The sequence below is a fragment of the Pseudonocardia sp. WMMC193 genome (genome assembly GCF_021728735.1).
Taxonomy (GTDB): Bacteria; Actinomycetota; Actinomycetes; order Mycobacteriales; family Pseudonocardiaceae; genus Pseudonocardia; species Pseudonocardia oroxyli.
On sequence record NZ_JAKKDO010000003.1, the window covers coordinates 5814725 to 5835835 of the forward strand.

The window sequence follows — 21111 nt, forward strand, 5'->3', positions numbered from 1 at the left end:
GAGGAGCCTGAGCGCCGCGACAGAGGGGCCTGAGCTGCGGAATCTCTCGCGTTCCCGAGGATGCCCGCGATCCGGTGCGGCGCGTGTGAGGCCGGGCTCGGGACCGCCGGACGGTGAACCCGAGGCGGCGAGCGGTCGGTACCCTCGTCGCCATGTCCGCCGACACCGAGACCCGCGGCGCGCCGTCGCTGGGCGCCACCATCGCCCTCTACACGCTCGCTCGGCTCGGGCTGCTCGCCCTGATCGCCGCCGTGCTGGCGCTCGTCGGGGTCCCGGTGCTCCTGGCGATCCTGATCGGGTTGATCGTGGCGCTGCCCCTGTCCATGGTGCTGTTCCGCGGCCTGCGCGGCCGCCTGGACGCCGCCCTCTCCGCCGCCCGCGAGCGCCGGGGCGCCGAGCGCGCCGTACTCCGTGCCGGCCTCCGTGGCGACGACGCAGGGCACCCCGACCCTCTCGAGCGCACCGGCTCCGCCGAGGGCACCGACCCTGCCGAGCGCACCGACCCTGCCGAGCGCACCGACCCTGCCGAGCGCGCGGGCTCTGCCGAGCGCACCGGGCCGGCCGACGGTCCCGCCAAGCCCGTCGCCGACCGCACAGCCGAGGCGGAGGCCGACAAGCCTGACACCGAACCGGCCGGTCCTGCCGCTGCCCCTGCCGTCGCCGCCTCGAAGTCCGACGAGCGCCTCGACCGTTCCTGAGACCTCGCGCCCATGGTCACCGCACCCTGGAGTCAACGGGGACGTTCGCCGGACCGGTGGGCAGGTTCCTGACGCTCCGCCTGCCAGGTCATCCGAACCCCCTCGGAGCGCGCGGGCCCAACCCGGAGCGATGCGCAGCACCGTCCTGCGCGCTCCGGTCAGCCTGACGCTCCACGCCCCCGACGATCCGGACGCCCTCCGACCCGGCAGACCCAACACCACGCGATGCCCAGGGCCCGGATGGTCCGAGCCGACGATCATCCGGACGGCCTCGAACTGAACCGACGTGACCCGGCGCGATACTCAGGTTCCGGATGCTCCGCCTTCCCGACCATCCGGAGGGTCTCAGAGCCACCAGGCATCCCGCCACACGATGCTCAGGGTCCAGATGGTCCGGACCCCCGACGATCCGGCCGGCCTCAGAACCGCTAGGCCCAACGCCACACGATGCTCAGGGTCCGGATGGTCCGCGCCTACGATCATCCGGACGGCCTCGGAGTGAACCTGCGTGCCTCACCGCAATGCTCGGGTTCCTGACAGTCCACGCCCCCACTCATCCGAGCAGCACTGGACCCGCCACGCGCACTCCGGGGCGATGTGCAGGATCCTGATGCTCAGATGCGCCGAGATCCGACGTCGGGCGCATCTGGTCGACGCGCCGCCGCGCGATGCTCAGCTTCCTGGCGCTCTCGGCGCTCGGGTCATCCGGTCGCGGCATCCGATCACGGGCGAGGTCCGACGGCGCCCTGATCAGCCTGGCTCAGGCTCCTGACGGTCCTGTGTGCCGACCGTCCGGCGACCGGCGTACTTGGTCGACCCGCTGCAGTGCGCTGCTCAGCTTCCTGATGATCCGAGGGCGGACGCTCCCGCGCAGGATGAATCGGGTGCCGGACCATCAGGGAGCAGAGTCGACGTCGAGGTGCACCCACCCGGCCCGCAGGCGCTCGGATGGCCAGTGGCGTGAACCATCAGGATCCTGAGCATCGCGCCGGGTTGTGTGTCGCGGTTTTGAGGGTGTTCGGATGGGTCGGGAAGCAGGAGCGTCAGGATCGCCCCGAGGTCTGTGTGGCGGGTCTGAGGGCCTTCGGATGGTCGGGGGTCTGGAGCATCCGAGACCTGGGCATGGTGTGGCGTTGGGCCCGCCGGGTCGGAGGGCGTCCGGATCGTCGGGGGTCTGGACCATCCGGAACCTGAGCATCGCGCCGGGGTGTGCGTGGCGGGTTTGAGGGCCTTCGGATGGTCGGGGGTCTGGAGCGTTCGGAACCTGGGCATCGCGTGGCGTTGGGCCGGCAAGCTCCGAGGTCGGCCGGATGGTCGGGGGTCTGGAGCGTCTGGAACCTGGGCAACGTGTGGCGATGGGCCCGCCGCGTCCGAGGTCGCTCGGATGGTCGGGGAGGCGGAGGAGCAGGAACCTGAGCGTCCCGCCTGGCGGGGCCGACGGTCCCGGGGCACCTGGACCGTGGTCGGGGTCGACGCTAGAACGCTAGGCCGAGTGCGAGCCCGACGGCCGTCAGGGCGGACCAGGCCAGCAGGACCACGCCCGTCTGCTGCAGCACGCGGATGAGGGGGCGGCCGTCCGCGCCCTGGAGGACGGCGCGGGTCGGTGGGATCGCGAGGGGGAGCGCGAGCAGGCCGAGCAGGACGGGCAGGCTGAGCACCCCCATCCCGATCGTGAGCACGAACGGGAGCAGGGCGAGGGCCGCGTAGAAGCGGCGGGTGTCCCGGTCGCCGAGCGCGACGGCGAGCGTGCGCTTGCCGACCTCGGTGTCTCCCGCGATGTCTCGCAGGTTGTTCGCGACGAGCACCGCGCAGCAGAGCAGACCGACCCCCACCGCCCCGACGATCGCGAGCGGGCCGACGGTGCCCGACTGGGTGTACGTGGTGCCGAGCGTGCCGACCAGTCCGAAGAACACGAACACCGCGACCTCGCCGAGCCCCGCGTAGCCGTAGGGCCGCTTGCCGCCGGTGTAGAACCAGGCACCCGCGATGCACACCGCGCCCACTGCGATCAGCCACCACGCGCGGGCCAGCGAGACGAGCGTCAGGCCGGCGAGGGCGGCGATCGCGAAGCACACGAACGCCGCCGTGCGCACCGCTGTGGGGGTGGCCGCCTTCGATCCGACGAGCCGCATGGGGCCCACCCGCTCGTCGTCGGTGCCGCGGATGCCGTCGGAGTAGTCGTTGGCGAAGTTGACGCCGATGACCAGGGCCGCCGCCACGATCAGCGCGAGCACGGCCCGCCCGATCGACACCGTCCCGGATCCGATCGCCGCCCCGGTCCCCACCAGCACCGGCGCGACGGCCGTGGGCAGGGTCCGCGGCCGTGCGCCCTGGACCCACTGCGCGAGAGAAGCCACAACGAAATCTAACCCGCGCGCCCGGCCGATCGGCCCCCGCCCCGGACGGGCTCCGCGGCTGATCACCGGGCTCCGCAGGCCGCCCGGGCGGTCAGCCTGTCGCGGCGGGCTGCTCGACGGTCGCGGCGCCGGCGCGCACCGCCGCCGCGCCGCCGACCTCCGCGCTGCTCGGCGCCGTCACAGGCCCGGTGTCCGCCGGGTCCGCTGCACCCGCGCCACTCAGGCCCGCGCCGCCGGAACCTGCGTCACTCGCGCCCGCGCCGCGCGTACCTGCGCCGCCCGCGCCGCCCGCATCGGCGCGACCACCCGCACCCACCACGGAAGCACCCACCGAGCCCGACGCCGTCGTAGCCGCGTCGGAGGCAGCATTCCCGGCGGCATCCGACCCGGGGCCCGCCGAACCCGGTGCGGCCGCGGCGGCGTGAGTCGGCTCCTCGCCCGGCGCCGCCGCACCACCCGCGACCGCGTCGCCCGCCGCGGCGCACGAAGGGGCGTCGGTCGCCTCCGGGAGCACCGAGGCGGTGAGGAACTGGCCCTCGCCGATCCGGGCCCAGCCCGCGGAGACGCACTCGACCGGGACGTCCGCGCTGTCCGCGGCCACGCCGACCACCGACGCGTCGTCCGAGGGCGCCGAGCGCACCTGCGCGACCCCCTCTGCGGAGACCTTCGACAGCCGCACCGAGCCGGTCCACAGGTAGTCGACCTGCACCTGGGAGTTGTCCTTGAGGCCCAACGCGTCCCAGAACACCCCGTCGCCCAGGTCGATCCCGGCGGGGTTCGCGGCCTTGCGGCCGAACTGGTCGTTGCCACCGTTGTAACCGTCGCGGTAGGCGGCCTGCGCCTGCGGGACGCCCTGGGGCAGGTCCTTCCACTCCTGGCGCTGGTCGGCGGAGTTCCAGTAGTCGTCGCGGGTGTTCCACGGGCCGACGTCCCACACCGGCGCGAACGCGCACTGCCCGTTCGGCGCGCAGACCCGCACCGAGTAGTCGCTGGTGTCCCGCGGGGACAGCGCCCGCCGCGAGGGCAGCGCCACGAAGTGGTCCCGCTCGGTGATCACGTGTCCGTTGGCGGTGGTGCCCCCCACGAGCCCCTCCCGCGTCGCGAACACGTTGTAGGACAGGGGTGCCTGCTCCGTGAGACCTTCGACGCCACCCGTCGAGGGCTCGGCCCGCAGGGTCGCACCGCGGACCGCCGCGTCCCCGGTCACGACGAGCCGCCCCTGCACCTCGGAGGTCCGGGTGGGCAGCTCCGCGACGCCGGTGCCCGAGGACGGGATCCACTCGGTCCACCCGCCGGTCGCCGTCCGTCCGCGCACGTCCATGGAGGCGCTGGAGCCCGGCGGGACGGCCGCGTCGAGCACCGACTCCACCGCCGACGTCGGGGTGTCCAGGTCCTGGGGCGCGAGCGTCAGCAGCCCGGTGGAGACCAGGTCGGCGGCGCCCTCGGTCAGCGCCTCGCCGGCAGGTGCGTCCGCGGGCGCACGGAACGCGGTGGCCGGGTCGAGCCGCACCGCACCACCGGACGTCGTCACCCCCGCCGCCTCGCCCGAGGCGAGATCGGCGGTCCAGGACGTCCCGCTCGGTTCGGCCGCGACCGCGGGTGCGATCCCGGCGAGCGTGAGCGCTGCGGTCGCGGCGGCCAGGACCGCCGTGCGCCACCTCATACGCATTCCGTGCTCCGTCCCGTGTGGTCGGTGTGACTACAGGTGAACCTGTGTCGCATGGGACGAGAGCACAACGGATGAATGTGTAGTGGTCAATCAACGGAGAGTAAGCGACCCCATGGGGTGTCACGATCCGTCACCGAGTCGGGGGGTCTCCCACCCGATCGAGCAGTGCGGCGACCGCCGTGCGGTCCGGCTTGCCCACGCCCCGCAGCGGAAGCTCGGCCACCAGCTGCATCCGTCGGGGGACGGCGGCCCGACCCTCGGCCGCCCGGACGGCCGCGCGCACCGCCTCCAGGTCGGGTCCGGCCCCGGACGGGACGATCGCGGCGGCCACCACCTGCCCCCATTCGGGGTCCGGCAGGCCGACGACGCACACCGCCGCCACCCCGGCCTGCGCCGCCAGCACCCGCTCGACGGCCGCGGGTGCCACCTTCTCCCCGCCGGTGACGATCACGTCGTCCGCCCGGCCCAGCACGACGAGCCGCTCCCCGTCCCACCGGCCGAGGTCCCCGGTCACGAACCGCCCTCCGACGAACGACGCCGCGGTCGCGGCGGGATCGCCCAGGTAGCCCGACGCGAGCACCGGACCGCCGAGGGAGAGCCTGCCCGCGGCGTCCACCCGCGCGTCCACCCCCGCGAGCGGCAGCCCGTCGTAGACGCAGCCGCCGCAGGTCTCGCTCATCCCGTAGGTCGCGACGACCCGGATGCCGGCCGCCTCGGCCCGCTCCCGCAGGGCGGGGGCCAGTGCCGCACCCCCGACGAGCACGGCGTCGTAGCCGGCGAGGGCGTACATCGCGGCCGCGCCCTCGTCGAGGATCCGGCCGAGCTGGGTGGGGACGAGGCTGGTGTAGCGCCGGGCGCCGTGCGGCAGCCGCCCGGTGGCCCGGGCGAACCCGGCGGGCCGGAACCCGTCCCGGACGTCCTGCAGCACCGGCGGCGCCCCCGCGGCCAGGGCGCGCAGCACGACCTGCACCCCGGCGACGTGGTCGACCGGCAGCGCGAGCACCCAGCGGCCGGGACCCCCGAGCCGTTCCTCGGTCGCCCGAGCGGAGGCGGTGAGGGCCGCGGCGGAGAGCATGACGTGCTTGGGCCGTCCGGTGGACCCCGACGTCGAGATGACGACGGCGACCTCGTCCGGCACCTCGTCCGCGGGCGGGGCCGAGGCGCCGCGCCGATGGTCCGCGGCGCCGAGGGGCAGGACGGCGGGCCCGCTTCCGTCCATCGCGGCGGTCAGCGCGCCGACCAGGTCGTCGAGCGAGTCGGGCGACCCGTCCAGGGGGAGCACGGACAACGGACGCATGTCGCGCACCGTACCGGCGCCTCCGGCGCTCGTGAGTGGTAAGTGGTGCCAGAGCACCACTTACCACTCACAGGCGCCGGAGGCGCGGATCAGTAGTGCCAGGGGTAGGGCGCCCAGTCGGGGTCGCGCTTCTCGAGGAAGGCGTCGCGGCCCTCGACGGCCTCGTCGGTCATGTAGGCCAGGCGGGTCGCCTCGCCCGCGAAGAGCTGCTGGCCGACCAGGCCGTCGTCGGTGAGGTTGAACGCGTACTTGAGCATGCGCTGGGCCTGCGGGGACTTGCCCAGGATCTCCCGCCCCCACTGCAGGGCCTCGGCCTCGAGGGAGGCGTGCGGGTAGACGGCGTTCACCGCGCCCATGGCGTGCATCTGCTCGGCGGTGTAGGTCCGGCCGAGGAAGAAGATCTCCCGGGCGAACTTCTGGCCGACCTGCTTGGCCAGGTAGGCCGAGCCGTAGCCGCCGTCGAAGGAGCCGACGTCGGCGTCCGTCTGCTTGAACCGGGCGTGCTCGGCGGAGGCCAGGGTGAGGTCGGCGACGGCGTGCAGCGAGTGTCCGCCGCCCGCAGCCCAGCCGTTGACCACGGCGATGACGGGCTTGGGCATGAACCGGATCAGGCGCTGGCACTCCAGGATGTGCAGCCGCCCGGCCCGGCCCGCCTGCACCGTGTCGGCGGTGTCCCCGTCCGCGTACTGGTAGCCGGTGCGGCCGCGGATGCGCTGGTCGCCGCCGGAGCAGAAGGCCCAGCCCCCGTCCTTCGGGGAGGGTCCGTTCCCGGTGAGCAGCACGGCGCCGACGTCCGCGCTCGTGCGGGCGTGCCCGAGCGCGGCGTAGAGCTCGTCCACGGTGTGCGGGCGGAAGGCGTTGCGGACCTCGGGGCGGTCGAACGCGATCCGCACGACGCCGCAGTCCACGGCCCGGTGGTAGGTGATGTCGGAGAACGCGAACCCCGACACCGGGGACCAGGCCGCCGGGTCGAAGGTCTCCGAGACGAAATCGCTCACCGCCCGACCCTAACGGCGCCGCTCCACGTCGAACGCGTCGGCGATGTCGGCGGCGAGGGTTCCGCCGCTCGGCAGCACCTCCACGATCTCCGTCGCGATCTCCCGAAGCTTGCGGTTGCTGCTCTGCGACACCGCGATGAGCATGCGGAAGGCCTGCTCCTCGTCGCACCGGTGGACGAGCATGAGCATGCCCTTGGCCTGTTCGATCACCGGCCGGCTGCGCAGCGCGCTCTCGAGCTGGGCGATGCGTTCGACCAGCAGTGCGGCCTCGTCCGGGCGTGACGGATCGAGGTCTTCGGGCATGTCCACCTGTCCAGCGGGTCTCGGTCTACTGGGACCGCGGGCCTCGCTGCTGGACTCGCGCCGAGGACGTTACCAAGCACCGGCCCGCGCCCGGGGCCAAGGTCCGAATTGACCGGTGACGTGTCGCATGCCACTCTCGCCGACGAGCCGGTGGGAGGCCCATGAAACCCCTGCGGGAGACGACGAGTGTCAACGCACAGGTGCTCTCCGCCCTGCGCGCCGCGGTGATCAGCGGGGAGCTCGCACCCGGGAGTCTCTACTCGGTCCAGACCCTCGCCACCCAGCTGGGCGTGTCCCGGACGCCCGTCCGCGAGGCGCTGATCAAGCTCGCGCAGCAGGGCATGGTGCGCTTCGAGCGCAACCGCGGGGTCCGGGTGCTGCTCACCAGCCTGCACGACCTCGAGGAGGTCTTCGCGTTGCGGCTGCTGCTCGAGCCCGCGGCCACCCGACGCGCCGTCGACCGGCTGGACGCCGCCCAGCTCAAGGAGCTGCGGCGCACGTTCGCGCACATGGAGAAGGCCGCGAAGTCCGACGACGAGTTCACCATGTTCGAACACGACCGCCGCTTCCACCGGGTGCTGCTGGAGGCGGCGGGCAACGCGCGGCTGGCCGGGATCGTCGACGGTCTGCGGGACATGGTGCTGCGCCGCGGCGTGTCGACCGCGCGGGAGTCCCGCAGCCTGGACGACATCGTCGCCGAGCACCGGGTGATCCTCGACCTGGTCGAGGACGGGGACGCGGTCGGCGCGGCGGAGGCGATGCGCGCGCACGTGGAGCACACCGCGGCCCTGCTGATCGCGCAGGAGGCGGGCGGCGAGCCCGTCGACGTCGACCTCTCCTGGACGACAGGTGCGGTGATGCGCACGAATTGACGAGTGGCATGCCACATGCCACGGTGTCACCGCCCACCCCTCAGTGCCGAAGGGACCATCGTGGCCACTGCGAACCGAGTCTCCGTGATCCCGTGCGGAGCCATGACCGCCGACCTGACCTGGCTGCTGCTCAAGCCGGGTGTGAGCATCAAGCCCCGCCAGGAGAAGGGGTCCCCGATCGACTGGGTCGACGTCCCGACGCACTGCGTGCTCGTCGAGACCGACGAGGGGAAGCTCCTGTGGGACACCTCCTGCCCGGCCGACTGGGAGGAGCGCTGGGGCCCGACGGGCCTGCAGGACTTCTTCCCCTACGACAAGGCCGGGCCGGACGACTACCTCGACTCCCGGCTGAACCAGATGGGCGTCGGCCTGGACGAGATCGACTACGTGGTGCTCTCGCACCTGCACTTCGACCACGCGGGCAACGCCAACCTGTTCAAGAACACCCACGCGAAGATGGTGTGCTCGGACAAGGAGAAGGAGTTCGCGCTGAACTTCGAGGGCGACTTCAACGGCGCGCACCTCAAGGCCGACTACGAGGGTCTGAACTGGGAGACCGTCAGCGGGGACGTGGACTTCCTGCCCGGCGTCAAGCTGATCCAGACGCCCGGGCACACCGTCGGCTGCATGTCCATGCAGGTCGACCTGCCGGACACCGGGACGATGATCTTCACCTCGGACGCGGTGTACATGGGGGACAGCTACGGCCCGCCCGCCGCGCCCGCCGCGATCGTGAACAACCTGGAGCAGTGGTTCAGCTCGGTGGAGAAGCTGCGCGGCATCCAGGAGCAGACCTCCGCGCAGATGATCTTCGGGCACGACGCGAACCAGATCCACGAGCTGCGCAAGGCGCCTGAGGGGTCCTACACGTGACGAGCTTCGAGGTACCCGAGCTGACCGAGGAGACGATCTTCACCTGGGGTGCGCCGCCCCTGAAGTTCGGCGCGGGCGCCATCGACGAGGTCGGCTTCGAGCTGACCGCGTACGGCGTCAAGCGGGTGCTGATCGTCACCGACCCGGGGGTCAACGCCCTCGGCGCCCCCCAGCGCCTGGCGGACACCCTCAAGCGCTACGACATCGACTCCGAGATCTTCGACGGCGTGCACGTCGAGCCGACCGACGACTCGATGAACAAGGCCACCGAGTACGCCCGGGTGCAGGGGCCGTGGGACGGGTTCGTGGCCGTCGGCGGCGGGTCTGCGATCGACACGGCCAAGGCCATCAACCTGCTGACCAGCCACCCCGGCGAGCTGATGGACTACATCAACAAGCCGATCGGCAACGCGAAGGTCCCGCCGGGGCAGCTCAAGCCCCTGATCGCGGTTCCGACGACGGCGGGCACCGGCTCGGAGTCCACCGCCATGTGCGTGCTGGACATCCTGTCGATGAAGGTCAAGACGGGGATCAGCCACTGGCGCCTCCGCCCGACCCTGGCCGTGATCGACCCGCTGCTCACCATGACGCTCCCGCCGGAGGTCACGGCGGCGGCGGGGATGGACATCACCTGCCACGCGGTGGAGAGCTACACGGCGCGGTACTACACGACGTTCGACCGCAAGAAGCCCGAGGAGCGGGTCACCTACTGCGGCTCGAATCCGGTCTCGGACCTGTGGTGCGAGAAGGCGATGACCCTGCTGGCCAAGAGCTTCCGCAACGCCGTGCACCGCGGCGCGGACGACCTCGAGGCCCGCTCGGACATGATGATGGCCGCGACGTTCGCGGGCATGGGGTTCGGCAACTCCGGGGTGCACATCCCGCACGCGAACGCCTACCCGATCGCGGGCATGGTCAAGGACTACGTCCCGGACGGCTACCCGCCGGACGAGCCGATGGTCCCGCACGGGCAGTCGGTGTCGCTGACCGCGCCGGAGGCGTTCCGGTTCTCCTTCGAGTCGGCGCCCGAGCGGCACCTTCGCGCGGCGGAGCTCATGGACCCGCGGGCCGACACCCACAACGACCCGCGCGAGCAGCTGCCGAGCGTGCTGACCCGGCTGATGCAGGACATCGGGATCCCCAACGGGATCGGTGGCGTCGGCTACACCGAGGCGGACGTCCCGGACCTGGTGCCCGGCACGATGAAGCAGCAGCGCCTGCTCGCCACGTGCCCCAAGGTCCCGACCGAGGACGACATCGCCGACATCCTCACGAAGTCCATCCAGAACTGGTGACCCGTGAGCGGCGATGGTCGCCATGGCGACCATCGCCGCTCACGACCCCGGAGAGGCCTCGCATGCCGATCTACGTGTTCCGTTGTGAGTGCGGGACCCGCTTCGAGCACCTGACGTCGATGACCTCGACCGACGCACCCGGCTGTCCGCGGTGCGGGGGTGCCACCACGAAGGTGCCCGCCGGGTTCTCACTCGGTGGGCAGGCGAGCCCCGGCCTGTCGAAGGACGAGATGCCCCAGACCTGGAGGGGCGTCTACAACGGGAACTCCGAGTACATCGACTCCATGCGCCGCAGCTGGGACTCCCGGCAGAAGCTCGAGGAGAAGTACCCGGAGATCGCGGGCGACCAGCGGCCGATCCTGGCCCACGAGGGCCGCTACCACGACGCGCCGCTGCGCGCGGGGGACATCCAGCTCTCCGGCACCGCACCCGTCCCGGGCGCCAAGGCCCACGGCCACGGGCACGGCCACGGTCACGGTCAGGGGCACGGCCACGCCGAGCCGACGCCCGCGTCGAGCCCCGACCCGGCGCCGACGTCAGACTGAGGCCCGTGACCGCGCTCGAACCCACCACCACGACCGACGCCGCCGCAGCCCTGGCCGCCGACCTGCAGAGGGTCGTCGGCGGGGAGGTGCGCTTCGACCCGGCGCACCGCGCGATGTGGTCGGCGGACGCGTCGAACTACCGCAAGGTGCCGATCGGGGTCGTGCGCCCGCGCGACGCGGCGGACGTCGAGGCCGCGCTCGCGGTGTGCCGGGAGCACCAGGTCCCCGTGCTCCCGCGCGGCGCGGGCACCTCGATCGCGGGCCAGGCCGTGAACACGGCGGTGGTGCTGGACTTCACCCGGCACATGAACCGCATCCTGGAGATCGACCCGGAGGCCCGCACCGCGCGCGTCGAGCCGGGGGTGATCTGCGACCAGCTGCGAGACGCCGCCGCCCCGCACGGCCTGACGTTCGGCCCCGACCCCAGCACGCACAACCGCTGCACGATCGGCGGGATGATCGGCAACAACGCGTGCGGGTCGCACTCCGTGGCCTGGGGCAAGACGGTCGACAACACCGTCCGGCTCGAAGCCCTCACCTACCGCGGCGAGCGGATCGACACGCGGGACGCCATGCCCGCCGCGCTGCTGGCCCTGCACGAGCGCATCGGCCCCCGCATCGCCGAGACCTTCCCCGACCTCACGCGCCGGGTGTCCGGCTACAACCTCGACCAGCTGCCGCACGACCTGGCGAAGGCGATGGTCGGGTCCGAGGGCACCCTCGCCGTCACGACGGCCGCGACCATGCGGCTCGTCGAGTCCCCGCCGGCCCGGGCCCTGGCCGTCCTCGGCTTCGAGTCGGCGTACGTCGCCGCGGACAACGTCATGGTGGTCCGCGAGCACGCGCCGCTGACGATCGAGGGCATGGACTCCGGCCTGATCGCCGCCCTGCGCGCGCAGGACCCGGTGTCCACCAGTTGGCGCGCGCTGCCCCCGGGCGGGGGCTGGCTCTACGTCGAGACGGGCGGGGCGGACAAGGCCGAGGCGCGGGCCAAGGCCCAGGCCATCGCCGCGGCGATGAAGCCCTACGGCCTCACCGAGGCGGTCGTCGAGGACGACGCGGCCCGGATGAAGGCGCTGTGGCGCATCCGCGAGGACGGCGCCGGGATCCTCACCCGCAGCCCGGACGGCGGCGAGGCGTGGCCCGGGTGGGAGGACGCGGCCGTCCCGCCCGAGCGGTTCGGCTCCTACCTGCGCGAGTTCGACCGCGTCCTGGAGCGGCACGGCCGCAAGGGCGTGTACTACGGCCACTTCGGCGACGGCTGCCTGCACGTCCGGATCGACTTCGACCTGCTCACCGGGCCCGGGGTCGCCAACTTCCGGGCCTTCATGGAGGACGCGGCGGACGCGGTCGTCGCCCACGGCGGCTCGCTGTCGGGGGAGCACGGGGACGGGCGGGCCCGCTCCGAGCTGCTGCCGCGGATGTACCCGCCGGACGTCATCGCCGCGTTCGAGGAGTTCAAGGGGATCTTCGACCCGGACGACCGGATGAACCCCGGCTGCATCGTGCGCTCGGCCCGGCTGGACGAGGACCTGCGGATCTTCATGGGCATGCCGGCGCTCGGCACCCCGGCGCTCGGGTTCACCCACGACCGGGGCGAGTTCGGTCGGGCGCTGCGCCGCTGCCTGGGCGTCGGCAAGTGCGTGACGAGCCACGGCGGCGTGATGTGCCCCAGCTACCGCGCCACCGGCGACGAGCAGCACTCCACCCGCGGCCGCGCGCGGCTGCTGTTCGAGATGGCCAACGGCGAGGTGGTCACCGGCGGCTTCCAGGACGACGACGTCGCCGACGCGCTGGACCTCTGCCTGTCCTGCAAGGGCTGCAAGACCGACTGCCCGGTCGGCGTGGACATGGCCGCCTACAAGACCGAGTTCCTGGCGCAGCGGTACCGCAACAAGCTGCGTCCGGCGTCGCACTACTCGATGGGTGCCCTGCCGCGGTGGATGCGGCTGGTCGGGAAGCTGCCGGCGAGCGCCGTCACCGGCCTCAACGCGCTCGCCCGGGTGAAGCCCCTCGCCGCCCTCGCCAAGCGGGTCGGCGGGATCGCGCCGGAGCGCGAGATCCCGGCGATCGCGCCCGAGACGTTCACCACCACCGCCCGCGCCCGGGCGCTGGAGACCGCGGTGCGGCCCGCGCCGCGGGGGCGCCTGCTGCTGTGGCCGGACACCTTCACCGACCACTTCGACCCGTCCATCGCCGAGGACGCCGTCGCCGTCCTGGAGTCCCTCGGCTACGGCGTCGAGCTGCCGCCGCGCACGGTCTGCTGCGGGCTGACCTGGACCTCGACCGGCCAGGTCGGCGCCGCCCGCCGGGTGTTGCGGCGCTCGCTGCGCACGATCGCGCCGTGGGTGGAGCAGGGGGTGCCGGTGGTCGGCCTCGAGCCGTCCTGCACCGCCGCGCTGCGCACCGACGCCGAGGAGCTGCTGCCGGACGAGCCGCTGGTCGCCGCCCTCGACGTCCGCACCTTCGCCGAGCTGCTCGCCGAGCACACCGACGAGCTGCGCGAACGTGCCTCCGGCGGCGCGCGGGCGCTCGTGCAGCTGCACTGCCACCAGTACGCCGACCTCGGCAGCGAGGCCGACCGCGCGGTCATGGCCGCGCTCGGCATCGAGGCGGAGGTGTTGGACTCCGGGTGCTGCGGGCTCGCGGGCAACTTCGGGTTCGAGAAGGGCCACTACGAGGTCTCGATGGCGGCCGCCGAGCGGGTGCTGCTGCCCGCCGTCCGCACCGCGGACCCGGACGTCGCAGTGATCGCGGACGGTTTCTCCTGCCGCACCCAACTCCGCCAGGCGGGGACCAGAGAGCCGGTACACCTCGCCCGGATGGCGGCACAGGCGCTGGGCCTGAGGGCCGAACTTCGCCCTGACGGGTGAACCTTTCGCCCCGTCGACTCGTGACCGTAATGAGACCGACCGGCTTCGCGAGAAGTCGGACAACGGGCCCGAGACGGGACCAGACCGAGGCGGGGGCTGACGGGATGACGATCGTGGCGGAGCAACACCGGACCGGGACCTTCGGGCCGGTCGGGGCGGATGCCGAGCTCACGGCCCTGATGGGGCTGGTGGTCGCGAGCGCCGGGGTGGGCGCCGCGGCCGTGGAGGTCGGGGCCGCCCCGGGACACGAGGTCGCCCGCTGGGGCATCCTCGGGTCGGACGTCGTCCGGGTACCGCTGCGCTACGGCAACGAGTTCGTGGGATCGCTCGTCGTGCCGGCGGTGGGCCACCGGCCGCACCTGCTCGCGGCCGTCGCCGCCCGGCTCGCCGCCGGGCTGCGGTCCCACGTCGTCGCCCGGTCCGCCGTGCGGGCCCGCGCGCATCTCGCGCCGCTGGAGGACGGGCTGACCGCCGCGCTGTACCGGGCGGCTCGGGGTGCGGCCGTCGAGGTCTGGCCGCTGCCGGTGATGGGCGCGCAGGTCGAGTCGGCGGCCGCGTCGATCGCCACCGAGGCGCTCGCCAACGCCGCCCGGCACGCCCCGGGGGCGCCCGCCCGCGTCCGGGTCCGGGTGCGCGGCCCGTACCTGGAGGTCCAGGTCACCGACGAGGGTCCCGGTCTGCCTGCGGATTTCGTCGCGGGCAGCGGCGTCCCGGCCATGCGCGGCTGGGCCGCCGCGGTCGGCGGCACCTGCGTGGTCCGCCGCTCGGTCAGCGGCACCCTGGTCGAGGCGATGCTCCCGCTGGGCCCGCACATCCCGTTCCCGCGCTGAGCACCTCCCGCCGGAATTCCCGCCGCCGGCGTGAGGATGCTCGCGGGGTAACCGAGCCGGTTCAGGGGTAGACCGGAGCCATGTCTGTTCCGACCATCACCCTCAACGACGGTGTCCAGATTCCGCAGCTCGGGTTCGGCGTCTGGCAGGTCGACGCGGGCACCGAGGCCGAGGAGGCCGTCGCCCGCGCCCTCGACGCCGGCTACCGCCACATCGACACCGCGCAGATGTACGGCAACGAGGAGTCCGTGGGCAAGGCGATCGCGAAGTCCGGGATCGCCCGCGAGGAGCTCTTCGTCACCACGAAGCTGAACAACGACCGCCACGGCCGCCAGGAGGCCCAGAAGGCGCTCGACGAGAGCCTGTCGAAGCTGGGGCTCGACCAGGTGGACCTCTACCTGATCCACTGGCCGCAGCCGAAGCGGGACGCCTACGTCGACACCTGGCGCGGGTTCGAGGAGGCCAAGGCCGCGGGGAAGACCCGGTCCATCGGCGTCTCGAACTTCCAGATCCCGCACCTGGACCGGCTCGCCGCCGAGACCGACACGGTCCCCTCGGTCAACCAGATCGAGGTGCACCCGGACTTCGGCCAGGCCGTGCTGCGCGAGTACCACCGCGACCACGGCATCGCCACCGAGGCGTGGAGCCCGCTGGGCCAGGGCGGACCGCTGCTGCAGGACGGGGTGGTGCTCGCGCTCGCCGAGAAGTACGGCCGCACCCCGGCGCAGATCGTGCTCCGCTGGCACCTCCAGCTCGGCAACATCGTGTTCCCCAAGTCCGTGACGCCGTCGCGGATCGTGGAGAACTTCGACGTCTTCGGCTTCGAGCTGGCCGACGACGACGTGGCCACCCTGACCGGCCTCGACGCGGGCAACCGGATCGGCCCGGACCCCGACACCTTCGGCTGAGGTCTGCAGGCGCCCGGGATTCTCGGTACGGTCGGTCGAATGTTGGCAATCACCGATACCGCGGCCGAAGCCATCAAGACGCTGACCACCGACGCGGAGCTGCCGGACGGCGGCGGCCTGCGGATCGCGGCCACCGATCCCGAGCAGGGTCTGGAGCTCTCCCTCGCCGCCCAGGCGGACGGGAGTGACACGGTTCTCACCGGGGAGGGGCTGAACGTGTTCCTCGAGCCCATGGCGGCCGAGGTGCTGGAGGACAAGGTCCTCGACGTACAGCCCTTCACCAACGACGAGGGCCAGGAGGAGCTCCGCTTCGCCATCGGCCCGCAGGAGACCGCGCAGGCCTGATCCCGCCCCCTCCATCGACGAACGGCGCGTTCGCTCACACCTCGTGGGCGGACGCGCCGTTCGCCGTCAGGGGGGTGGGGCGAGCTCGGCGTCGAGGCTGTCGGTCACCTGGCTCAAGGTGTCGATGTGGTGGGCCAGCCAGATCATGAACTGGGTGTCCGCCGACCGGATGTCCATGCCGAGCACCCGCGAGACCCGGTCGAGCTTGTACAGCGTGGTGTTGCGGTGCAGGCCCAGCCGCCGCGCGGCGGCGTTGAGGTTGCCCGACTCGGCGATGTAGGCCGTGACCACGCTCTCCAGGCTGCGGGCGTGCCCGTCGGCGCGGCGCAGCGGGGCGAGCATCTCGGCGGCGAAGGTGCGACCGTTCTCCGAGTCGGCGAGGTCCTGCAGCGCCACGAAGATGCGCAGGTCGTCGTACCCGGCGACCGGCGGCACGTCGACCCGCCTGCCCAGGGCGAGCGCGGTCCGCGCCTCGCGGTAGCTCGCCGCGACGCCCCGGGCGCCGGTGCCGACCCGGCCGTACGCCACCCGGGCGTCGGATCCCAGCCGCTCGCGCAGCACCCGCCGGACGGCTCCCGCCTGGTCGCGGACGGTCGCGGCGTCGCTCGGGTCCGCCGCAGGCCGCACGACGACGAGGTTGCCGCCCACCTGCGTGGCCAGCGTGGGGGCCGCGCCGTCGGGATCGAGCCGCTCGACGGCGCGGGCGGCCGCGTTGAACCGGCGGACCGCCCGCGGATCGTCGGAGATCGGCGGGTCGAGCTCGGCGACGTGCACGGCGTAGGCGCCGTCGACGGCGAACCCGTGGTGGCGCGCCCGGGCCTGCAGCTGCCCGCCGTCGGCGAACCGGCCGTGCACCAGGTCGACGACGAAGTCGCCGCGGGTCCGCTCCTCGGCCTCGGTCATCGACCGCAGCCGCAGCATCTCCGAGCCGATCAGGGTGGCGCCCTCCTGCGCGACGATCCGCCGCTGCGCCCGGTCGTGGGGGTCGGCGTCTCGCGGCTCGAGCACCGCGACCAGGCCGTTCACCTCGCCGCCGAAGGTCACCGCCGCCACGATCGGCACCACGTCGGCGACCGTCTCGAGCACCTCGGCGCCGTGCGGCAGCGGCCCGCCCGAGACCGTCTCCAGGTACCGCGCCAACGCTGCGGCGACCGGTTCGACGGCCGGCCTGCCGGTCGCCGCCGTGGCTTCGACGGCGAGCACGGCGCCCTCCGCGTCGACCACCACGACCGGCGCCTCGCCCATCCGCGCCATGCCGTACGCCAGCGGCGAGATCCCCGCGCCGCGGGCCAGGATCTCCCCCAGCGAGCGGTGCACCCGGTCGCTGTACTCCAGGACGTGGGTGGTCTGGGCCAGGACCTTGGTGGCGACGAGTTGGCTGACCGTGCGGTACCCGGCCGACGGCGGGAGCAGCGCCAGCGGCAGCGCGGCCGCGTCGGCGGCGCCCCGGGCCTGGGGGAACAGGGTCGGCAGCGGCTCCGGACCGGCGAGGTCCTCCGGGGTCAGCCGGACGAGCAGGGCCACCGCGCCCGCCGCCGCCACCCGCTCGACCAGCGCCGCCCCGGCCTCGTCCCGCAGTGCGGCCGCGGCGGCGTGGACGGCGGTGCCCGGCTCGCCGGGACCGTCCGAGTCGTCGAGCTCGGAGAGGGGCAGACACCAGCGCACCGCCCGGGTCACCCCGTCGGCCCCGGCGACGAGGGTGTTGCGCAGCAACGGCTCGGCCAGCAGGTCCGCCACCGTGACCGACTGCCAGCCCGTGTCGGTCGGATGCGCGTCCTGTGCCATGTGCCTAGATCCGATCCGTCGCGGGGTGCACTTCGTCCAGTGTCAGCCATGGTGACGCGACCGCACAATCGGCGGTAGCCACCACTTTCCACAATCCGCCGGAGGTTCTTCGTGCACTCTGCACTCTCACTCGCGCCGGCTGCGCGCTCCGATCCGCCGGCGGGTCGCTCCGTCGATCCCTCCGCACCGGGCCGCATCGTGCACAGCTTCCGCCCGGCCACCGCCGCGGACGCCCGGGCGGCCGTCGAGGCCGCCGCCGCGGCCGCCCCCGGGTGGGCCGCGCTGCCGCCGCTGCGCCGGGCGACCGCGCTGAGTGGACTGGCCGACCTGCTGGAACGGCGGGCCGACGAGATCGCCGCGCAGATCACCCGCGAGGAGGGCAAGCCGCTGGGGGCCGCCCGCGGGGAGGTGGGCAAGTCCGCGGAGCAGTTCCGGCTGGCCGCGCAGCTCGCCTACCTGGTCGAGGGCACCAGCTTCCCGACCGAGACCCCCGGCACCTTCGCCTACACCCTGCGCGGCCCGCTCGGCGTCGTCGCGGCGGTCACGCCCTGGAACTTCCCGCTGTCCCTCGCCGCCCGCAAGATCGCTCCGGCCCTCGCCGCGGGCAACGCGGTGGTGTTCAAGCCCTCCCCGGTCGCCGCCGGGGTCGGCGCGCTGCTCGCCGAGATCGCCGTCGAGGCGGGTGTGCCCGCCGCGGTCCTGCCGGTGCTGCAGGGCCACGACCCGGCCGCGATGGACGCCCTGCTGCGTGACGAGCGGGTGCGCGCGGTGACCTTCACCGGGTCGGACGCCGTCGGTGCGCTCGTGCGCGAGCGGGCGCACGGCCAGGCGCGCCTGCAGCTGGAGCTCGGCGGGCGCAACGCCGCCGTCGTGGCGGCGGACGCGGACCTCGAGCAGGCCGCCGCCGACGTCGCGGTGGGCGCCTTCGGTCTCACCGGCCAGGCCTGCACCTCGACCGACCGGGTCCTGGTGGCCCGCCCGGTCGCGGCGGAGTTCATGCGGCTGCTCGCCGCGCACGTCCAGGCGCTGACGGTCGGGCCGGGGACGGCGGCGGGGGTGACCACCGGCCCGGTCGCCACCGCGGCGCAGTGCGAGCGGCTGTCGGCGCTGAAGGGCTCGGCCGTGGCCGCGGGCGCCCGGATCGTCGCGGAGGCGGGCGCCGTCGCCGACCGCGACCCGGAGGGCTTCTGGGTGGCCCCGACGCTGTTCTCCGACGTCCCCGACGATCATCCGCTCGTCACCGGCGAGGTGTTCGGGCCCTTCTGCTCCGTCCTCCCGGTGGCCGACGCGGACGAGGCCCTCACCCGCGTCAACGCCTCCAGCCACGGACTGGTCGCGGCGATCCACACCGCGGACCTCGCCGTCGCGCACCGGTTCGCGGCCCGCGCCCACACCGGCATCGTCAAGGTCAACGCGCCCACCACCGGCAACGGCGTGACACCGCCCTTCGGCGGCTGGAAGGCCTCCTCCGGCGGGGCCTTCCCCGAGGGCGGGCGCCAGGCGCTCGACTTCGTCACCGACACCAAGACCGTCTACCTGACCCACGGGAGCTGACATGCAGACCATCCACCGCCTGACCCTCGAGGACGCCCTCGTGCTCCTGCGGGCCGCCGAGGCCGAGGCCGAGCGGATCGGCGTCAGGCAGACGATCTGCATCGCCGACGACGGCGCCCACCCCATCGCCCTGCACCGGATGACCGGCGCCCGGCTCACCGGGGTGGAGATCGCGATCGCCAAGGCCTTCACCGCGGCCGGTCACCAGCGCGCCACCCACCTGTTCAACGAGCCGCCGAACGGACCCGCGCTGCCGGGCAACGAGGCCTTCGGCATCCAGCAGATGCACCCCGGCAGGTTCACCGTGTTCGTGGGCGGCTTCCCGATCGTCTACCAGGGCCAGGTCATCGGGGCCGTGGGCGTGAGCGGGGGCAACGGCGAGCAGGACAAGGCCGTCGGTGCCGCCGCCCTCGCGGCCTTCGAGGAGCTCGTCGCGGGCGCCGTCCCGGCCTGAGCGACCACCGCGAACGGCGCCCCCGGGATCCCGGGGGCGCCGTTCGGTCGGGTCAGCGGGGGGAGCGGCCCGCGAACGTCACCGCGAGGGCCAGCGCCGCGGCGGCCGCGCACACGAGCGCCATCAGGACGAACGGCCCCGCTCCCGCGGGCGCGTCCCCGAGCACCAGCGCGACGACCGCGCCGGCCAGCGCGGCGCCGACGAACCGCAGCGAGTTGAACACCCCGAGACCCGCGCCGGAGTCCGCCTCCTGCGCCGACCGGGTCGCCCCGGCCGCTGCCGGGGTCTGGGTGAACGCCATCCCGGCACCGACGACGGCGACCGCCGCCACCAGCCCCGCCAGTGCGCCGACCCCACCGGTTCCCAGGCCCAGGACCGCGGCCAGGGCCAGCTCGCCCGCGCCGAGCACGAGCAGCCCGCCGCGCAGCGCCCACCGTGGGCTCCAGCGCTCGGTCAACACCCCGGACACGGGTGCCAGCAGCGTCATCACCAGGGGTAATGCCACGACCAGCAGGCCCGCGGTGCGCGCCGGAGCGCCGGCCGTCCCGGTCAGGAACAACGGCACGGTGAGCAGCGTCGCGGTCAGGCAGAACATCTGGGCCATGGCGGCGACCGCGGACCGCGCGAACCGCGGCGCGACCAGCAGCCGCGGCGGCACGAACGGGTCCGCCCGGCGACGCTCGACGAGCACGAACACCACCAGCGCCGCGGTGGCGAGCCCGAACCCGCCCCACACGACCGGCGACCCGAGACCCGCGGGCGCGACCGCGGAGGCCCCCACGAGCAGCGCGGCCACGGCGGCGGCCAGCGACAGCGCGCCCGTGACGTCGAGCCGGGCCGGTCGGGCCGGGGTGTGCGGCAGCCACCGCCACGCCCCCGCGAACGCGGCGAGCGCGAACGGCACGATCGTCACGAACACCGAGCGCCAGCCGAAGGCGTCGGTGAGCAGACCGCCGACGGTCGGCCCCGCAGCCTGGCCCGCGCCGTTCGCCGCGGCCCACCAGGAGACCGCACGCCCACGCCGCTCGGGGCCCGCGACGTCGGTGAGCAGGGCGAGCACGGTGGGCAGCACCAGGGCGCCGGACATCCCCTGCACCGCACGGAAGACGACGAGCACGGGCAGCGTGGGCGCGCACGCGGCGCCGATCGCGCCGACGGTGACCCCGAGCATGGACAGCAGGAACACCCGCCGCCTGCCGAGCCGCCCGCCCAGCCAGCCGGCGAAGGGCAGCACCACCGCGCAGGTCAGGTTGAACGCGACGACGATCAGGGTGCCGCTGGTCAGCGGTGCCCCGAGGTCCGCGGTCATCGCCGCGAGCGGGACGTTGACCAGGGTGTTCGCGATGGTGCTGGCGAAGGTGCCGAGCACGAGCGCGGCCGCGACCGGCCCGAGCCGGGGCCCGCCCGTCCCGGTGCGCTGGAGTGGGTCGGTGACGGCTCCGGACACGGGCCGCG

General features: G+C 73.8%; 18 protein-coding genes. 11 read left to right on the forward strand and 7 right to left on the reverse strand.

The annotated features are described in order from the left end of the window. Positions 1–152: 152 nt before the first annotated feature. On the forward strand, positions 153–698 hold the full coding sequence (locus L3X23_RS29795; protein ID WP_237196395.1) for a DUF4229 domain-containing protein: 546 nt from the start codon (positions 153–155) through the stop codon (positions 696–698). 1475 nt (positions 699–2173) lie between these two features. Here the strand turns inward: L3X23_RS29795 and L3X23_RS29800 are convergent. The 5 genes from L3X23_RS29800 to L3X23_RS29820 all read right to left on the reverse strand — a co-directional run bounded on the left by L3X23_RS29800 (position 2174) and on the right by L3X23_RS29820 (position 7322). Then, positions 2174–3055, reverse strand: a complete 882-nt coding sequence (locus tag L3X23_RS29800) for a 1,4-dihydroxy-2-naphthoate polyprenyltransferase (protein WP_237196397.1) — start codon at positions 3053–3055, stop codon at positions 2174–2176. A gap of 91 nt (positions 3056–3146) precedes the next feature. Then, positions 3147–4718 carry a hypothetical protein gene (locus L3X23_RS29805; RefSeq protein WP_237196399.1) on the reverse strand — a complete coding sequence of 524 codons (1572 nt, stop codon included), beginning with the start codon at positions 4716–4718 and terminating at the stop codon, positions 3147–3149. Between the two features lie 136 nt (positions 4719–4854). Next, the gene (menE, locus tag L3X23_RS29810) at positions 4855–6021 is read right to left on the reverse strand and encodes an o-succinylbenzoate--CoA ligase (protein ID WP_237196400.1); all 1167 of its coding nucleotides are present in this window, start codon (positions 6019–6021) and stop codon (positions 4855–4857) included. Positions 6022–6110: 89 nt separating this feature from the next. Continuing rightward, positions 6111–7019, reverse strand: a complete 909-nt coding sequence (locus tag L3X23_RS29815) for a 1,4-dihydroxy-2-naphthoyl-CoA synthase (RefSeq protein WP_237196402.1) — start codon at positions 7017–7019, stop codon at positions 6111–6113. A 9-nt stretch (positions 7020–7028) separates the two neighbouring features. Then, positions 7029–7322, reverse strand: coding sequence for an ANTAR domain-containing protein (locus L3X23_RS29820; RefSeq protein ID WP_093077416.1), 294 nt, complete (start codon positions 7320–7322; stop codon positions 7029–7031). A gap of 161 nt (positions 7323–7483) precedes the next feature. Here L3X23_RS29820 and L3X23_RS29825 point away from each other — a divergent pair, with 161 nt between their 5' ends. The 8 genes from L3X23_RS29825 to L3X23_RS29860 all read left to right on the forward strand — a co-directional run bounded on the left by L3X23_RS29825 (position 7484) and on the right by L3X23_RS29860 (position 15863). After that, positions 7484–8194 (forward strand): GntR family transcriptional regulator, encoded by a 711-nt coding sequence (locus tag L3X23_RS29825; protein WP_093076567.1) that lies wholly within the window; start codon positions 7484–7486, stop codon positions 8192–8194. A 102-nt stretch (positions 8195–8296) separates the two neighbouring features. Continuing rightward, complete coding sequence (locus L3X23_RS29830; protein ID WP_237196405.1) at positions 8297–9067, forward strand: N-acyl homoserine lactonase family protein; 771 nt, start codon at positions 8297–8299, stop codon at positions 9065–9067. After that, complete coding sequence (locus L3X23_RS29835; protein WP_093076573.1) at positions 9064–10362, forward strand: hydroxyacid-oxoacid transhydrogenase; 1299 nt, start codon at positions 9064–9066, stop codon at positions 10360–10362. Before L3X23_RS29830 ends, L3X23_RS29835 begins: the two co-directional genes overlap by 4 nt. Positions 10363–10424: 62 nt before the next feature. Continuing rightward, the gene (locus tag L3X23_RS29840; RefSeq protein ID WP_237196407.1) at positions 10425–10907 is read left to right on the forward strand and encodes a zinc ribbon domain-containing protein; all 483 of its coding nucleotides are present in this window, start codon (positions 10425–10427) and stop codon (positions 10905–10907) included. Between the two features lie 5 nt (positions 10908–10912). Then, on the forward strand, positions 10913–13780 hold the full coding sequence (locus tag L3X23_RS29845; RefSeq protein ID WP_237196409.1) for an FAD-binding and (Fe-S)-binding domain-containing protein: 2868 nt from the start codon (positions 10913–10915) through the stop codon (positions 13778–13780). Positions 13781–13884: 104 nt separating this feature from the next. After that, on the forward strand, positions 13885–14610 hold the full coding sequence (locus L3X23_RS29850) for a sensor histidine kinase (RefSeq protein ID WP_237196411.1): 726 nt from the start codon (positions 13885–13887) through the stop codon (positions 14608–14610). Between the two features lie 80 nt (positions 14611–14690). Then, positions 14691–15518: an aldo/keto reductase gene (locus L3X23_RS29855; RefSeq protein ID WP_237196413.1), complete on the forward strand. Its 828-nt coding sequence runs from the start codon at positions 14691–14693 to the stop codon at positions 15516–15518. Between the two features lie 39 nt (positions 15519–15557). Next, entirely contained in the window at positions 15558–15863 is a 306-nt protein-coding gene (locus tag L3X23_RS29860) for an adhesin (RefSeq protein ID WP_093076585.1), read from the forward strand. Positions 15864–15929: 66 nt separating this feature from the next. Here the strand turns inward: L3X23_RS29860 and L3X23_RS29865 are convergent, their stop codons facing one another. Then, complete coding sequence (locus L3X23_RS29865; RefSeq protein ID WP_237196415.1) at positions 15930–17648, reverse strand: CdaR family transcriptional regulator; 1719 nt, start codon at positions 17646–17648, stop codon at positions 15930–15932. 111 nt (positions 17649–17759) lie between these two features. Between L3X23_RS29865 and L3X23_RS29870 the strand changes: the two genes are divergently transcribed. Next, positions 17760–19202, forward strand: a complete 1443-nt coding sequence (locus L3X23_RS29870) for an aldehyde dehydrogenase family protein (RefSeq protein ID WP_308116961.1) — start codon at positions 17760–17762, stop codon at positions 19200–19202. A 1-nt stretch (position 19203) separates the two neighbouring features. Beyond that, positions 19204–19656 (forward strand): heme-binding protein, encoded by a 453-nt coding sequence (locus L3X23_RS29875; protein ID WP_237196420.1) that lies wholly within the window; start codon positions 19204–19206, stop codon positions 19654–19656. A gap of 52 nt (positions 19657–19708) precedes the next feature. On the opposite strand, the gene L3X23_RS29880 is transcribed toward L3X23_RS29875, so the two are convergent. Then, on the reverse strand, positions 19709–21103 hold the full coding sequence (locus L3X23_RS29880) for an MFS transporter (RefSeq protein WP_237196422.1): 1395 nt from the start codon (positions 21101–21103) through the stop codon (positions 19709–19711). Positions 21104–21111: the final 8 nt, after the last annotated feature.

Bases quoted from the DNA above. Each gene is read 5' to 3' on its own strand.
- L3X23_RS29850 (WP_237196411.1), top strand. From the start codon at position 13,885: ATGACGATCGTGGCGGAGCAACACCGGACCGGGACCTTCGGGCCGGTC.
- L3X23_RS29855 (WP_237196413.1), top strand. From the start codon at position 14,691: ATGTCTGTTCCGACCATCACCCTCAACGACGGTGTCCAGATTCCGCAG.
- L3X23_RS29865 (WP_237196415.1), bottom strand. From the start codon at position 17,648: ATGGCACAGGACGCGCATCCGACCGACACGGGCTGGCAGTCGGTCACG.
- L3X23_RS29795 (WP_237196395.1), top strand. From the start codon at position 153: ATGTCCGCCGACACCGAGACCCGCGGCGCGCCGTCGCTGGGCGCCACC.
- L3X23_RS29840 (WP_237196407.1), top strand. From the start codon at position 10,425: ATGCCGATCTACGTGTTCCGTTGTGAGTGCGGGACCCGCTTCGAGCAC.
- menE (WP_237196400.1), bottom strand. From the start codon at position 6,021: ATGCGTCCGTTGTCCGTGCTCCCCCTGGACGGGTCGCCCGACTCGCTC.
- L3X23_RS29860 (WP_093076585.1), top strand. From the start codon at position 15,558: ATGTTGGCAATCACCGATACCGCGGCCGAAGCCATCAAGACGCTGACC.
- L3X23_RS29875 (WP_237196420.1), top strand. From the start codon at position 19,204: ATGCAGACCATCCACCGCCTGACCCTCGAGGACGCCCTCGTGCTCCTG.
- L3X23_RS29820 (WP_093077416.1), bottom strand. From the start codon at position 7,322: ATGCCCGAAGACCTCGATCCGTCACGCCCGGACGAGGCCGCACTGCTG.
- L3X23_RS29825 (WP_093076567.1), top strand. From the start codon at position 7,484: ATGAAACCCCTGCGGGAGACGACGAGTGTCAACGCACAGGTGCTCTCC.
- L3X23_RS29805 (WP_237196399.1), bottom strand. From the start codon at position 4,718: ATGAGGTGGCGCACGGCGGTCCTGGCCGCCGCGACCGCAGCGCTCACG.
- L3X23_RS29830 (WP_237196405.1), top strand. From the start codon at position 8,297: ATGACCGCCGACCTGACCTGGCTGCTGCTCAAGCCGGGTGTGAGCATC.